Source organism: Pseudomonas sp. BLCC-B112, assembly GCF_028550695.1.
GTDB classification, from domain to species: Bacteria; Pseudomonadota; Gammaproteobacteria; order Pseudomonadales; family Pseudomonadaceae; genus Aquipseudomonas; species Aquipseudomonas danubii.
The window spans coordinates 206,723-220,838 of sequence record NZ_JAQQGK010000002.1 but is presented as its reverse complement, the minus strand read 5'-3'; the positions used below and the strand labels follow the sequence as shown (position 1 = coordinate 220,838).

At 60.7% G+C, this 14,116-nt stretch carries 14 protein-coding genes; 9 read left to right on the top strand and 5 right to left on the bottom strand.

Going from position 1 to position 14,116, the window contains the following annotated elements; all coding sequences use genetic code 11:
* Positions 1-7 precede the first annotated feature (7 nt).
* Together PQT43_RS06495 and PQT43_RS06490 are read right to left on the bottom strand one after the other, a co-directional pair.
* Positions 8-328, bottom strand: a complete 321-nt coding sequence (locus PQT43_RS06495; RefSeq protein WP_102860812.1) for a hypothetical protein — start codon at positions 326-328, stop codon at positions 8-10.
* A 129-nt stretch (positions 329-457) separates the two neighbouring features.
* Positions 458-1,048: a cysteine hydrolase family protein gene (locus PQT43_RS06490; RefSeq protein WP_016962781.1), complete on the bottom strand. Its 591-nt coding sequence runs from the start codon at positions 1,046-1,048 to the stop codon at positions 458-460.
* A 240-nt stretch (positions 1,049-1,288) separates the two neighbouring features.
* On the opposite strand from PQT43_RS06490, the gene prmB reads away from it, so the two are divergent.
* On the top strand, positions 1,289-2,197 hold the full coding sequence (prmB, locus tag PQT43_RS06485; RefSeq protein ID WP_102860813.1) for a 50S ribosomal protein L3 N(5)-glutamine methyltransferase: 909 nt from the start codon (positions 1,289-1,291) through the stop codon (positions 2,195-2,197).
* Positions 2,198-2,249: 52 nt separating this feature from the next.
* Here the strand turns inward: prmB and PQT43_RS06480 are convergent, their stop codons facing one another.
* Together PQT43_RS06480 and PQT43_RS06475 are read right to left on the bottom strand one after the other, a co-directional pair.
* Positions 2,250-3,041 carry a hypothetical protein gene (locus PQT43_RS06480; protein WP_170001885.1) on the bottom strand — a complete coding sequence of 264 codons (792 nt, stop codon included), beginning with the start codon at positions 3,039-3,041 and terminating at the stop codon, positions 2,250-2,252.
* A 98-nt stretch (positions 3,042-3,139) separates the two neighbouring features.
* Entirely contained in the window at positions 3,140-4,093 is a 954-nt protein-coding gene (locus PQT43_RS06475) for an alpha/beta hydrolase (RefSeq protein ID WP_102860815.1), read from the bottom strand.
* A gap of 142 nt (positions 4,094-4,235) precedes the next feature.
* On the opposite strand from PQT43_RS06475, the gene aroC reads away from it, so the two are divergent.
* Genes aroC through PQT43_RS06460 form a run of 3 tightly spaced genes read left to right on the top strand, consistent with a single transcriptional unit; the run spans position 4,236 to position 7,055 of the window.
* Positions 4,236-5,327, top strand: coding sequence for a chorismate synthase (gene aroC / locus PQT43_RS06470; RefSeq protein ID WP_102880499.1), 1,092 nt, complete (start codon positions 4,236-4,238; stop codon positions 5,325-5,327).
* Between the two features lie 28 nt (positions 5,328-5,355).
* Positions 5,356-6,513, top strand: a complete 1,158-nt coding sequence (locus PQT43_RS06465) for an MFS transporter (protein ID WP_162884078.1) — start codon at positions 5,356-5,358, stop codon at positions 6,511-6,513.
* A complete protein-coding gene (locus PQT43_RS06460) occupies positions 6,510-7,055 on the top strand; it encodes a 1,2-dihydroxy-3-keto-5-methylthiopentene dioxygenase (RefSeq protein ID WP_170001881.1) in 546 nt (181 codons plus the stop codon). Before PQT43_RS06465 ends, PQT43_RS06460 begins: the two co-directional genes overlap by 4 nt.
* Before the next feature lie 71 nt (positions 7,056-7,126).
* Here PQT43_RS06460 and PQT43_RS31210 read toward each other — a convergent pair whose 3' ends face one another.
* Entirely contained in the window at positions 7,127-7,405 is a 279-nt protein-coding gene (locus PQT43_RS31210) for a DUF3509 domain-containing protein (protein WP_019093389.1), read from the bottom strand.
* A 678-nt stretch (positions 7,406-8,083) separates the two neighbouring features.
* Here PQT43_RS31210 and PQT43_RS06450 point away from each other — a divergent pair.
* The 5 genes from PQT43_RS06450 to PQT43_RS06430 all read left to right on the top strand — a co-directional run bounded on the left by PQT43_RS06450 (position 8,084) and on the right by PQT43_RS06430 (position 13,887).
* Positions 8,084-9,922: a long-chain-acyl-CoA synthetase gene (locus PQT43_RS06450; protein WP_267268712.1), complete on the top strand. Its 1,839-nt coding sequence runs from the start codon at positions 8,084-8,086 to the stop codon at positions 9,920-9,922.
* A gap of 97 nt (positions 9,923-10,019) precedes the next feature.
* Positions 10,020-10,538 carry an ankyrin repeat domain-containing protein gene (locus tag PQT43_RS06445; RefSeq protein WP_102880496.1) on the top strand — a complete coding sequence of 173 codons (519 nt, stop codon included), beginning with the start codon at positions 10,020-10,022 and terminating at the stop codon, positions 10,536-10,538.
* 115 nt (positions 10,539-10,653) lie between these two features.
* Positions 10,654-11,184 carry a hypothetical protein gene (locus PQT43_RS06440; protein ID WP_102860820.1) on the top strand — a complete coding sequence of 177 codons (531 nt, stop codon included), beginning with the start codon at positions 10,654-10,656 and terminating at the stop codon, positions 11,182-11,184.
* A gap of 84 nt (positions 11,185-11,268) precedes the next feature.
* Positions 11,269-11,460 carry a PLDc N-terminal domain-containing protein gene (locus PQT43_RS06435; RefSeq protein ID WP_102860821.1) on the top strand — a complete coding sequence of 64 codons (192 nt, stop codon included), beginning with the start codon at positions 11,269-11,271 and terminating at the stop codon, positions 11,458-11,460.
* Positions 11,461-11,799: 339 nt separating this feature from the next.
* Positions 11,800-13,887 (top strand): LTA synthase family protein, encoded by a 2,088-nt coding sequence (locus tag PQT43_RS06430; RefSeq protein ID WP_267268711.1) that lies wholly within the window; start codon positions 11,800-11,802, stop codon positions 13,885-13,887.
* Positions 13,888-14,116 lie beyond the last annotated feature (229 nt).

Here is a 14,116-nt window from a genome sequence, read left to right as displayed (position 1 = left end):
AGGGTCGTCAGTCGTGTTTTTTCATCAGGTGTGGCGCCATGTTCAGTGCCAGGGGCTGGCGCATTCGGCGCCGGCAACGCCGCCACAGGCGCACACCGATGTACAGCAGTAGCAGGCCGATCAGCAGGATCAGCGCCGAGCCCAGTGGGCTGGCGTTGAGTTCTCCTAGCGCCGGAGCGCGTCCCAGCAGGCTTGCGGTCCCGGCCAGGGCCAGCAGCACGCCGAAGGTCGCCAGCAATGCAGAGAATCCAGCCCCTAGGCGCAGGCGCCAGTTTCGCGGGCTTTTGGGCCGCAATCGGCGTGCGTCAAAACCATCGGATATCTTCATTCCGACCTTCCTCAATGGGTATCGGCCCTTCGACCGGGAGTTGACCGGGTGGTTCCTGAGGCTAAGGCAATTGCTGCAAATGCGAGGCGTTTATGGATGAGCGGCCCGCCAGCCGCTCACCAAGGCTGGTCAGATCAGGCTTGCGGTCTGGGCGAGAGTGGCAAAGTTGTCGGCCATGATCGCCATTTCAGTCTGCTGAACATGCTCGGCGCTGAGAATGCCGCCCTTGTAGGGCAGGTCACGGGTGGCACAGGCGTCCTCCACCAGGGTGCAACGGAATCCAAGGTTCTTCGCTGCTCGCACGGTGGTGCTGACGCTGGAGTGGCTCATGAAACCGGCGACGATCAGGTCCAGGGAGCCCAGATCCTGCAGGCGCTTTTCCAGTTCGGTGCCGTGGAAGGCACTGGGCAGCAGCTTGCCGATGATGGTCTCGTCGCCTTGGGGCTCAAGGCCGGGGATGAATTCGCCGCGCTCGCCCTGAGGGTCGAACAGGCCGCCGACAGTGCCAAGATGGCGCACATGCACAATGGGCCGGCCGGCAGCCCGGGCTGCGGCCAGCAGTTGGCCGATGTTGGCCACTGCCTTGTCCATGCCGGACAGGGCCAGGGGGCCGCTGAGGTACTCTTTCTGGGCGTCGATGATCACAAGGGTCGCGTGGCTCAAATTGGCCGCTGCATAACCACGACCGCTGAGTTGAAACATCGTCTTTGGAACGGACATTCTGGGGCTCCTGTGAGTGGGGCTTTTGCGACATTGTCCTCTGGCGGAGCGCTTCTGTGAATCGCTACTAACGTAAGGTGCGCCGTTGTTGGCCTGCAGCCTTGTCAAGAGGGGCAAGGTATTTGGCTTGCCGGGCAAAAAGCGGTCGGTCGGGCGATTGTACGGCGGTGGTTTTTCATTCGTCGTCGGCAGGCGCTTTGGCTGTTAGAATTGCCGGTCGTTTTTTCAGGAGTCTGTCCCGTGATCACTTCCCGCCTTCGCACCTTGCGTGACCATATCCGCTGGGCTGTCAGCCGCTTTCATGGGGAGGATCTGTTCTTCGGCCATGGTACCGACAACGCCTGGGACGAGGCCCGCCAATTGGTGCTCGGAGCCTTGCATCTGCCCTGGGAAATCGCCGACAGCTACCTGGACTGCGCGTTGGAAGACGACGAGTTGGTCCACCTTCAGCACTTGCTCAAGCGCCGAATCGAAGAACGCGTGCCCACAGCCTATCTGTTGGGCGAGGCCTGGTTCTGCGGCATGTCGTTCATCGTTGACGAGCGTGTGCTGATTCCCCGCTCGCCCATCGGCGAGTTGATCGAGAAACGCTTCGAACCCTGGCTGGGCACTGAGCCTGCGCGGATTCTCGATCTGTGCACCGGCTCCGGTTGCATCGGCATCGCCTGTGCCTATGAGTTCCGCGAGGCCGAAGTGGTGCTGGCCGACCTGTCCTTCGAAGCCCTGGAAGTGGCCAACCAGAACATTGAGCGCCACGGTGTCGACGAGCGGGTGTTCACCGTGCAGGGCGATGGTTTCGATGGCTTGCCGGGGCAGCGCTTCGACCTGATCGTTTCCAACCCGCCTTATGTCGATGCCGAAGATTTTGCCGACATGCCGGACGAGTACCAGCATGAGCCCGAGCTGGGCCTGGCCTGTGGTGATGATGGTCTGAATCTGGTGCGGCGCATGCTGGCCCAGGCCGCTGATCACCTGACCGAGAAAGGCTTGCTGATTGTCGAAGTGGGCAATAGCCAGGTGCACGTCGAGGCGCTGTACCCCGAAGTCGACTTCGCCTGGCTGGACTTCGAACGCGGCGGTCACGGTGTATTCATGCTCACTGCGGAGCAGTGCCGCGAGCATCAGGCGCTGTTCGCCGCCCGCGCCTGAGCCATGTGCCGGCCCGCGCAAGGCGGGCCTTGATCCCTGAAGAGGTCGCGACTCAGCGGTGAGTCGCAATCCAGATCAGCAGCCCCGCCTGGAAGACCGCGAAGGCCACCAGGCAGGTGATGGTGAAGCGCAGACCGGTGTCTTCACGTTTGTATTTGGTGACTTTCTCTTCCTGCTTGCGCAGTTTGACTTCCAGCTCCTCCAGGTTCTGCTCGGCCTGCTGGAGCATCTGTGCGGCTTCCAGTATCTCCACGAACTGCAGTTTCTCGGTGTTCCACTGGCTCAGCAGCTCGCCCACTTGAACATCCTTGACGCTGCCCTTGAGATGCTGGGCATCGGCATACACCACGTCGAAGCCCTGGGTACGCAGCACATGATCGCGGCGCAGGCGAGTGTCCTCATTGAGGGCGTCCTTGTTAGCGAGCTCGAAGCCGTCGACCCGGTAGTGCGGCCACTTCTTCTGCGCCCACTGCGCGGCCTGGGCCAGCAGGAAGCGTCCGATGCCACGGTTCAGTGGTTCGATCTGCAGCCCGCCTTCGGGCTCGAAGTGCACCCGGTGGGTGTCGTGCTCGACCCAGACATCCAGGTGATTCTGTTCCTTGCGCACCCGCTGGCCGGGCAGGCTGATGGTCATGCGCAGCAGGCTGTGCTCTTTGTTGTTGCGTTCGGCATAACCGAACTCGACAAAACGCAAAGGGCGCCCGCCGGTGACGCGATCGGTCTGCAGGGGCGCCAGGCGCAGCATCTTGTGATGTTCAGCCTGGACGTCCGCCCACGGCAACGGCGCCGCTTCCGGTACGGCGGCTTCCTGCTCGGTGGCGGGTGAATTCGAGGTATCAGTCATAACGGCAAGTCCTGTCCAATCGCTGCGCGCCGACAGCAATCGAACGGCCGGCAAAGGCTTATCGGCCGTTTTTTTCAGGACTGGAGGGTAAAAACAGCCTAACGGGTGTGAAGTCCGTCAATAAAACTGATGATGGATCGGCCCAGTTCCGCCGCCAGGGGCAATTGCGGGTCCTTGTAGGACGCCAATTGGCGCTTGAGATCGTTGGGTACGATACGCAGAACATGGTTCATGCCGTCGATCAAGGTCAGTTGAGCATCCGGTTTTGCCGCCTTGAGCACCCGGGCGTCGTCGACGCTGACCTGGATATCATTGCTGCCCTGAATGATCAGCGCCGGCATTTTCAGGCGGGCGAAAGCGGCGGCCGGGTCCTCGCGGAACAGGGTGATCAGATAGGGTTGCACGCTGGGGCGGAAGATCACTTGCAGGGCTGGTGGCACATCGTTGTCAACCTGACCGGCCTTGAGGCTGTCCAGCAGTTCATTGCTGCGCACCATCAGCGCCGGCGGCAGGCGATAACTCAGTTGCTGGCGCAGCACCTGATCCACGGGGCGGGCGGTGCCGGAGATGGAAATCACACCGGCGGCGTCCAGTTGGGCGGCGGCTAGGCTGGCGATCAGCGCACCCTCGCTATGGCCCAGCACGATCAGTTGGCCCAGGCGCGGGTCGGCCTTGAGCTGCTTGCCCCAGGCCACGGCGTCGGCCACATAGGCGTCGAGGGTCAGGTTGCGTTCATCCGGGGTCGCCGCGAGGCTGGCCGCTACACCGCGCTTGTCGTAGCGCACGCTGGCGATGTTGTGCTTGGCCAGCACCCAGGCCAGGCGCTTGAGGCTATCGTTGCGCCCGCCGTCGGGGTTGTTGCCGTCGCGGTCGGTGGGGCCGGAGCCTGAGATGATTAGCACCACCGGCACCGGCTGCGCAGATTTGGGCAGCAGCATCGAGCCATACAGCTCGCCGTGGCCGGTGTCCAGGCTTACGGGGCGTTGCAGGACGGCCGCGTTGACCAGGCCGGTGAACAGGGAAAGGCTCAAGAGAAGGACTCGCAGCATCATCACGCCATCATGGATAAGGTGCCGGTTGGACTCGGGCGGGGGCAGAAGGTTCGAGGATGAACTAGTTGGGTAGCCTGCGTATACTTGCGCCCTTCAGTAATCCTGATTGAGTTATTTCGGCTGATTTCACGGAGCTCCCCGCATGTCCGGCAATACCTACGGCAAGCTGTTCACTGTCACCACCGCGGGCGAAAGCCATGGTCCGGCGTTGGTCGCCATTGTCGACGGCTGCCCGCCGGGCCTCGAGCTGTCCCTGGAAGACCTGCAGCGTGACCTGGACCGGCGCAAGCCCGGCACCAGCCGTCACACCACCCAGCGCCAGGAACCCGATGAAGTCGAGATCCTTTCCGGGGTGTTCGAGGGCAAGACCACGGGCTGTTCCATTGGCCTGTTGATCCGCAATACCGACCAGAAGTCCAAGGACTACTCGGCGATCAAGGATCTATTCCGTCCGGCTCACGCCGATTACACCTACCACCACAAGTACGGCATTCGTGATTACCGTGGCGGCGGTCGCAGCTCGGCGCGGGAAACTGCCATGCGCGTGGCGGCCGGGGCCATCGCCAAGAAATACCTGGCCAGCCAGGGCATCGTGGTGCGCGGTTACATGAGTCAGCTGGGCCCGATCGAGATTCCTTTCAAGACCTGGGACTCGGTGGAGGACAACGCATTCTTCAGCCCCGATCCGGATAAGGTTCCGGAGCTTGAAGCCTACATGGACCAATTGCGCCGGGATCAGGATTCCGTGGGAGCGAAGATCACCGTGGTCGCCGAAGGCGTGATGCCGGGCCTGGGCGAGCCGATCTTCGACCGGCTGGATGCCGAACTGGCTCATGCGTTGATGAGCATCAATGCGGTCAAGGGCGTGGAAATCGGCGCCGGTTTCGCCAGCGTCGCCCAGCGCGGCACCGAACACCGTGACGAACTGACCCCGCAAGGTTTCCTCAGCAATAACGCCGGCGGCATTCTTGGCGGGATCTCCTCGGGGCAGCCGATCGTTGCCCACCTGGCCCTCAAGCCGACGTCCAGCATCACCACGCCAGGTCGCTCCATCGACGTTGATGGCAATCCTATGGACGTGATCACCAAGGGCCGTCACGACCCTTGCGTGGGCATTCGCGCCACCCCAATTGCCGAAGCCATGATGGCCATCGTGCTGCTGGATCACCTGCTGCGTCACCGCGGCCAGAATGCCGACGTGCGCGTCAGCACGCCGGTACTGGGCCAGCTGTAATGGCGATTCTGCCAGTCGCTACGGTCTGATGACCGTGGCGGCGCTGCCGTACTGGCGGCTTTCCAGTTTCTACCTGTTCTATTTCGCCCTGCTGGGGTCGACTGCACCGTTTCTGGCGCTGTATTTCGATCACCTGGGGTTTTCCAGTGCGCGGATCGGCGAGTTGGTGGCGATCCCCATGCTCATGCGCTGCGTGGCGCCCAATCTTTGGGGCTGGCTGGGGGACTACACTGGTCGGCGCCTGGCGATCGTGCGTTGTGGCGCCATCTGCACCCTGATCTGTTTCTCGCTGATCTTCGTCAGCAAGAGCTACGCCTGGCTGGCGATGGTCATGGCTCTGCACGCGTTTTTCTGGCACGCAGTCCTGCCGCAGTTTGAGGTGATCACCCTGGCGCACTTGCAGGGGCAGACCTCACGCTACAGCCAGATCCGTCTTTGGGGGTCCATCGGTTTCATTCTTACCGTGGTGGCTTTGGGACGCCTGTTCGAGTGGCTGAGCCTGGATATCTATCCGGCGGCACTGGTGGCGATCATGGGCGGCATTGTGCTCAGCAGCCTGTGGGTGCCCAACGCCCAGCCTGTGGTGCAGGGGCCGCGGTTGGCCGGGGAGGGCTTTATCAAGCAGTTGCGTGGCCCCGGGGTGCTGGCCTTCTACCTGTGTGTGGCCCTGATGCAGATGAGCCACGGTCCTTACTACACCTTCCTGACCCTGCACCTGGAGCACCTGGGCTATACCCGTGGCCTGATCGGCATGCTCTGGGCTCTGGGTGTGGTGGCTGAGGTGCTGATGTTCCTGGCCATGAGCCGGATTCTGGCGCGATTTTCCGTGCGCCGGGTGTTGCTGGCGAGTTTTCTCTTGGCGGCTTTACGCTGGGTGCTGCTGGGCAGCCTGGCGGAGCATCTCGGGGCACTGTTGTTGGCGCAGGTGCTGCATGCGGCAACCTTCGGCAGCTTTCACGCCGCGGCCATCCATTTTGTCCAACGCAGTTTTGGTGCTCGCCAGCAGGGCCAGGGCCAGGCGTTGTACGCCGCCCTGGCGGGAACCGGAGGTGCCTTGGGCGCCCTGTATTCCGGCTACAGCTGGAACGCCCTGGGCGCCACATTGACCTTTAGTATTGCTAGCGTCGCCGCCCTGGCCGCAGCCGTTATCATTGCCACCCGCATGCAAGAGGAGTTGCCGTCATGAGCAGCCTGTCCGTCTACCACGTATCCAGCCCGGACCTGCCGAACAAGGTTCTGACCCACTTTGACGATATCGCTGCGACCTTGGCCGAACAGGGGATTGGCTTTGAGCGTTGGCCAGCCTCGACGCGGATCGAGCCGGGGGCCAGCCAGGAAGAGGTGATTGCGGCCTATCAGGAGCAGATCGATCGGCTGACGACCGAGCAGGGTGATGTCAGCGTGGATGTGATCAGCCTCAACCGTGACCATCCACAAAGAGCCGAGCTGCGTGCCAGCTTTCTCGACGAGCATCGCCATGACGAGGATGAAGTGCGGTTATTCGTCGCCGGACGTGGACTGCTAAATCTGCACATCGACGACTACGTCTATGCCGTTCTTTGCGAAAGAAACGACCTGATTTCGCTGCCAGCGGGCACTGCCCATTGGTTCGATATGGGGGAGGAGCCGCACCTGGTAGCCATCCGCCTGTTCAGCAATCCCCAAGGCTGGTCGGCCAGCCTGACCGGCGACGCTATCGCCAGCCAGTTCCCACGCCTGGACGATTGAGCGGCAAGATCAACGTCAACGGGCCGGTCCCACGCAAGGTGGGCCGGCCCGAGCAGGAAACCGAAGGTGGCTTACGCGGAGTGGTAAGTCGGCAAGGCAAAGCGGTTCTGGCTTTGCAGCATGGAAATCTGTGGTAGCTCACTGGCCTGTTCGGCCAAGTCACGACGAATTGCACTAATGACCCAGGACAGCTGGTCGGCGGCATGCAGCTGCGCGTAGGAAATCGAACGCTTGAACTGTTTGCCTTCGCTGTTACGCAGGGTGAGCAGGATGCCACCGTCAGGACGGGGTTGAGTGGTCACTTCGAAGTTGGAGAACAGGGAAGAAAACTTTTCTTGGATCAGGCTCATGTCTATCAGCTCCGTTAGCTCTTGAAGGGCAAGCGTGGAGTGATAGGTGCAGCGATTGTGCCAGTATTGTTTTTTTATAAAATCCTTGTAAATCAATAACTTATAATTTCTAGGAAATTTCAATCTCGTGCAAATTGCATGAATGGCCATCGTGCATCCTGCATTTTGCAGGTTGGCGGCGATTAGCCGTGGGCGTGGCTTCAGCGTTATGACCGCTGGCCCTGAGAGAAAATTCAATCGTTTATGGACGGGGCTGGAGGGCCCTGGAGATAGCCGGCGGGGAGATACAAAAGTTTGCAAAAACTCCGTGTACAGGCCCGCGACGGCTGACGTATTTTCCAGCCTGTCACGCCGTTTCAATGCTGCCTCGGCGACCCGGCCGAACAGGTTTGAAAGGTGTTTCTGCGACATGGAATGTGTTGCGGCGCGATCCAGCGATCCTGCCCGACGAATAATAAGAAACAGGACGCCCTCCATGAACGGTCCCACTGCATTATTGCCGGTGCTGTCAGCAGCGCTGCACTTGCCCTGCCTTTATCCCTTTGCGGGTGATCCCCGCAGTCTTCGCTTGCCGGTTGCCGAACCCTGGGTCGCCAACCCCGGTTGAGCCTTGCGCTGGCTGTTGCCAACGCCCGGCCTGGCCCGGGCACAGTCCTTTGCTGTCGAACCGGAGCAACCATGAACAAGTACAAGAGCGACATGATCACCTGGGGCATGATGCTGCGAAAGGTGCCGTCCATTGCCAAGGCGCTACCTCGGGTGGTGCGAGGCATGAGGGCAGGGAACATCGACAACCCTGACCAACCCTGTGGGCTGGGCTGGAGTTTCGAGCAGGCCACCCTGCGCAATCCCCAGGGGCCGGCCCTGTTGTATGGCGATCGGGTACTCAGTTACTCCCAGGTCAACCAATGGGCCAACCGCATCGCTGCTTACCTGCGGGAGCAGGGCATCGGCAAGGGCGATGTACTGGCGATTTTCATCGAGAATCGCCCTGAGCTGCTGGTCACGGTGCTGGCGGTGGCCAAGCTTGGCGGGATCTGCGCGATGCTCAATACCGCGCAGACCCAAAGCGTGCTGGCACACAGCCTGGAACTGGTGAAGCCGGTGGGCATCATGGTTGGTGGTGAGTTGCTGGCGGCTTTTTCCGCAGTGCGCGATCAAGTGGGTATCGATCCGGCTCGCACCTGGTTCGTGGCCGATCAGGACGCCTTCGTTGACCCTGGACCGACTCCGGACGGCCTGGTCAACCTGATGGCCGAGAGCGCCGGTTATCCAGCGGACAATCTGCTGCAGACCCAGCGCATCTTCTTCAACGACCCTTGCTTCTACATCTATACGTCCGGCACCACGGGCCTGCCCAAGGCGGGGATTTTCAAGCATGGGCGCTGGATGCGCACCTCTGCCGGCTTCGGCACCATCGCCCTGGATATGCAGCCCGGCGACGTGGTGTATTGCACCTTGCCGCTGTACCACGCCACCGGGCTGTGCGTCTGCTGGGGCTCGGCCATCACCGGCGCCTCGGGGTTCGCCATTCGCCGCAAGTTCAGCGCCAGTCAGTTCTGGGACGATGCGCGTCGGTTCAAGGCGACGACCGTGGGCTATGTCGGTGAATTGTGTCGCTACCTGATCGATCAGCCCAGCACTGCCCGGGATACCGAGCATGGCGTGTTGAAGATGATCGGCAATGGCCTGCGTCCGGGAGTCTGGAGCGAGTTCAAGCAGCGTTTCGGCGTCGGTCATGTCTGTGAGCTGTACGCGGCCAGCGACGGCAATATCGGCTTCAGCAATATCCTCAACTTCGACAACACCGTGGGTTTTTCCCTGATCCCCTGGGCATTGGTGGAGTACGCCCACGACACCGGGGCGCCATTGCGCAACAGCCAGGGTTTCATGCAGAAGGTCGCCAAGGGCGGTCAGGGCCTGCTGTTGGCGAAGATCGACGACAAGGCGCCGCTGGATGGCTACACCGATCCGGAAAAGAACCTCAAGGTGATCCTCAAGGATGTGTTCGAGAAGGGCGATTGCTACTTCAACACCGGTGACTTGCTGCGCGACATCGGTTTTGGCCATGTGCAGTTCGTTGATCGGCTGGGGGACACCTATCGTTGGAAGGGCGAGAACGTCTCCACCACCGAGGTGGAGAACATTCTCCTGGGGCACCCGCAAGTGGCCGAGGTGGTGGCCTATGGCGTCGAAATCCACAACACCAACGGCCGTGCCGGGATGGTGGCCATTACCCCGGCGGAGTCGCTGGCGACCCTGGATTTCAGTGAGTTGCTGCAATATGCCAGACAGCAGCTTCCGGCTTACGCGGTGCCGCTGTTTCTGCGGATCAAGGTGAAAATGGACACCACTGGCACCTTCAAATATCAGAAGAGCCGACTCAAGGAGCAGGCGTTCGACCTCGAACGGGTCGGCGACGATCCGGTCTATGCCTGGCTTCCCGGGTCGGATACCTATGTGCAACTGACCCCGCAGATTTTTGCCGATATCCAGGGCGGGCGTCTGCGTTATTGATTCTGCCTATGGTCTCTCTTGGGAAAAAAGGGATGACAGGCTGCGGCCGGCTTGGGGAAACTAGCGCCTTTCCGATTTGCCGAACCTGGAGTTTCCGATGACCGACAAAAGCCGCCAGATGACTGAAGAAGAGGCCGCCCAGTTTGTCGAACAGGTATTCAACGTGGCCCGTCAGGGTGACGCACAGATGCTCGACAAGCTGGCGGCCAGTGGCCTGCCGGTCAACCTGCGCAACCACAAGGGTGACACCTTGCTGATGCTGGCCGCCTATCACGGGCATGTGGACGCCGTGCAAGTGCTGCTCAAGCACCAGGCCGATCCCGAGATCCGCAACGACAATGGCCAGAGCCCGATCGCCGGCGCCGCCTTCAAGGGCGACCTGGCGGTGGTCAAGGCCCTGGTGGAAGGCGGAGCTCAAGTGGAAGGTTCGTCCTTTGACGGGCGTACCGCGCTGATGATGGCAGCGATGTTCAACCGCACGGAAATCGTCACCTACCTGATCAGCCAGGGCGCCGATCCCAAGGCTCGCGACAGCAATGGTGTCAGTGCCCTGGAAGCCGCCAAGACCATGGGCGCGCAGGACACTGCCGCACAGCTGGAAAAACTCCTGGCCTGAGCCGTCAAGGTCCGAGGGGGCGAGGGCGCCAGGCCCGCGTCACAGGCGTAGGTCTGGGGGCGCACTTTAGGCTATCCTTCGCGCCCTCGAATTTCCTTGTCTTCAGGATGTCCCCATGAAAACCGCCCTTATCGAACTCATCAGCAAAATCAGCTCCGGGTGCATGGGCGATGCCGAGATCCAGCAGATCGCCGACGAAGCGGCCCAGGCCTACGCCGATCCCCAGGCGTTCCTGGCGGCCAATCCGGACATCAACTACGACGACAGCTTCCCCATTCCCCTGGGCGAGTGGGTGGTGGTCGGCAGCCTGCCGGAGACTGTGCTGTTTCAGGCCGACACTTATGTCGATCTGTTCGCACAGATCGTCGCGTCTTTCGGCAAGGACGTGCCTTTCAACATCAAGCCCAAGCAGCTGGCGAAGATCGAAGCCTTGACGGCCTTGAACCGCATCCAGATCCAGATGGGCAGCATGAACCCGGAAAACGGCGGCTATGTGCTGATGAATTTCAGCCAGTTGCTGGATGACGAACTGCAGATGGTGCTGGTCTACGGCAATGACCTGCCGCGAGTGCTGGAGCTGTGTGCCGAAGTCGGTATCGCCGCAGCGCCGGCCCTGGAAGCGCTGAAGATTGCCGTGCACGTCTGAATCCGCCATAGCGGTGGAATAAAACGGAACCCTGATTCAGTGCGACTATCCTAAAGAGGCACACCTTCATTTGGGAGCGACACCATGGGTTCCACCTTCAATGGCCTGGTTGGCCTGATCATTCTGGCCCTGGATATCTGGGCCATCATCAACGTGCTGAAAAGCAGCGCTGAAACCGGGATGAAGATTGTCTGGGTGTTGTTGATCATCTTCCTTCCCGTACTTGGGTTGATCATCTGGGCCATTGCCGGTCCCCGAGGTAATGTCAGGCTCTGAACCAGGACACGTGACGAACAGCCCCTGCATGATGGCCGGCGATGGAAAAAAAGGGCCGCCAGGCCCTTTTTTGTGTGACTAAACATGCGTTGAACGAAATTTTCACAAGGCCTCAAAGACAATTCGCCGGCGTTTTTCCCCTGGTGCGAAGCCCGGCAATCTGTTGTTCCAGAGCCGTAGGAGCTGGGCTTGTGGGGAGCGCCCACTAATCAATGGCAATGCCTTCAGTGATCGTGCAACATCTGCGCACCGCGTAATCCCCGTCGCCCTGGCGACAAAAAGAGGGCAGAACGCCACTTTTTCTCTGCAACTTAAACTTCCAATGGGTCCTAAAACCACATGGCAAACTCGGATGCCCTGAGTCAGCAGCGATCCTCGAATCGCCTGCTGCAACCGACCGTCAAATCCCATCTGGCCTACACGCTGCTGTGCGCGCTGGTCATGATGGTGATGTTTTCTTTGTTGCGCGTCGCGCTGTTGATCTACAACCGCGAGATGATTCTCGACACCCCGGCTTCGACCTTCCTCGAAGCGTTTGCCAATGGGCTGCGTTTTGACCTGCGGCTGGTGGTCTACCTCAGCGTACCGCTGGTGCTGGCCATGCTCAGTGCCCGGGCCATGGCGGCTCGCGGGCTGCTGCGCTTGTGGCTGACGGTGACCTCCAGCATTGCCTTGTTCCTTGGCCTGATGGAGATGGATTTCTACCGTGAGTTCCACCAGCGTCTCAACGGTCTGGTCTTCCAGTATGTGAAGGAGGACCCGAAAACCGTGATGAGCATGCTCTGGTACGGTTTCCCTGTGGTTCGCTACCTGCTGGCCTGGGTCGTGGGAGCCTGGATCCTCAGCCTGGCGTTCAAGTGGGCCGACCGTGCCACTCGGCCTCGCGGTCCGTTCAGCGGTGGCAATGTCGGCGCACGCCAGGTTGCGCCCTGGTATGCACGTATTGCGGTATTCGTGGTCTGTCTGCTGATCTGTGTGGTGGCGGCTCGTGGCACCCTGCGCCAGGGTCCGCCGATGCGTTGGGGGGATGTCTACACCACCGAATCGAACTTCGCCAACCAGCTGGGCCTCAACGGCACCCTGCAGTTGATGGCGGCAGCCAAGGATCGCTTCTCCGAAGACCGCACCAATATCTGGAAGGCGAGCTTGCCTCAGCCGTTGGCTCAACAGACCGTACGCGACATGCTGCTGGTGCCGAACGACAAACTGGTGGATGGGGACATCGCCGCCGTGCGCCGTAATTACACGCCGGATGCGGACAAGACCCTGCCGATCAAGAACGTCGTGGTGATCCTGATGGAAAGCTTCGCCGGGCATTCGGTGGGCGCGCTGGGACGTCCTGGGGAGATCACTCCCTACTTCGACAAACTGTCGAAACAAGGCCTGCTGTTCGACCGCTTCTTCTCCAATGGCACCCATACCCACCAGGGCATGTTCGCCACCATGGCCTGCTTCCCCAACCTGCCAGGCTTTGAATACCTGATGCAGACCCCGGAAGGCAGCCACAAACTGTCTGGCCTGCCGCAGCTGCTGAGCGCCCGCCAGTATGACGATGTGTATGTCTACAACGGTGATTTTGCCTGGGACAACCAGTCGGGGTTCTTCAGCAACCAGGGCATGACCAACTTCATTGGTCGCAATGACTTCGTCAATCCGGTGTTCTCCGACCCGACCTGGGGCGTGTCCGACCAGGACATGTTCAACCGTGGCTTGGAAGAGTTGAAGGCCCGTGAAGGCAAGGGGCCGTTCTACGCCCTGCTGCAGACCCTGTCCAACCACACCCCGTACGCATTGCCGACGCCATTGCCAGTGGAGAAGGTCACCGACCGCGGTAGCCTCAATGAGCACTTGACCGCCATGCGCTACTCCGACTGGGCGTTGGGCCAGTTCTTCGAGAAGGCGAGCAAGGAGCCGTACTTCAAGGAGACGTTGTTCGTTGTGGTCGGCGATCACGGTTTCGGCAACGAGCAACAGATTACCGAAATGGACCTGGGTCGTTTCAACGTGCCGATGCTGATGATTGCACCCGGCATCCAGGAGAAGTTCGGCCAGCGCGACCACACCGTGGGCACGCAGATCGATATCGTGCCCACCATCATGGGCCGCCTCGGTGGTGATGTGTTGCACCAGTGCTGGGGGCGTGACCTGCTCAACCTGCCCGAAGGCGACAAGGGTTTTGGCGTGGTCAAACCGTCGGGTAGCGATCAGACCGTGGCGCTGCTGACGGCGGATCGGGTGCTGGTGTTGCCCAAGGAAATGCCGCCCAGACTGTACAAGTACGAGCTGGGTGCAACCCCTGGCGGCGAGCTGATTTCCGGAGCCGCCGATGAGGCGCAACTCAAGCAGAAACTGGAGTCGTTCCTGCAGACTGCGACCAAGAGTCTGATCGACAACACGGCCGGCGTGGTCAACGGCAAGCCGGATTGACAGTTGCACTTGCCGGCCCCTTGCAGAGGGCTGGCAGGATCTGAGTCACAAGGAAAACACCCCTGATGGGGTGTTTTTTTTTGCCTGTCGATAGGTCAATCCATTGCGCCTTCTTGAGGTATTTCCTGGTTTTCTTAGGAAAAGTTGCTTGGCGAATAGTCTGTTTCTTGCCTGGTAATGGGAGCTTTCTCGGGTTTTAGGATTCATCTGATGTTAGCCAATACAACAA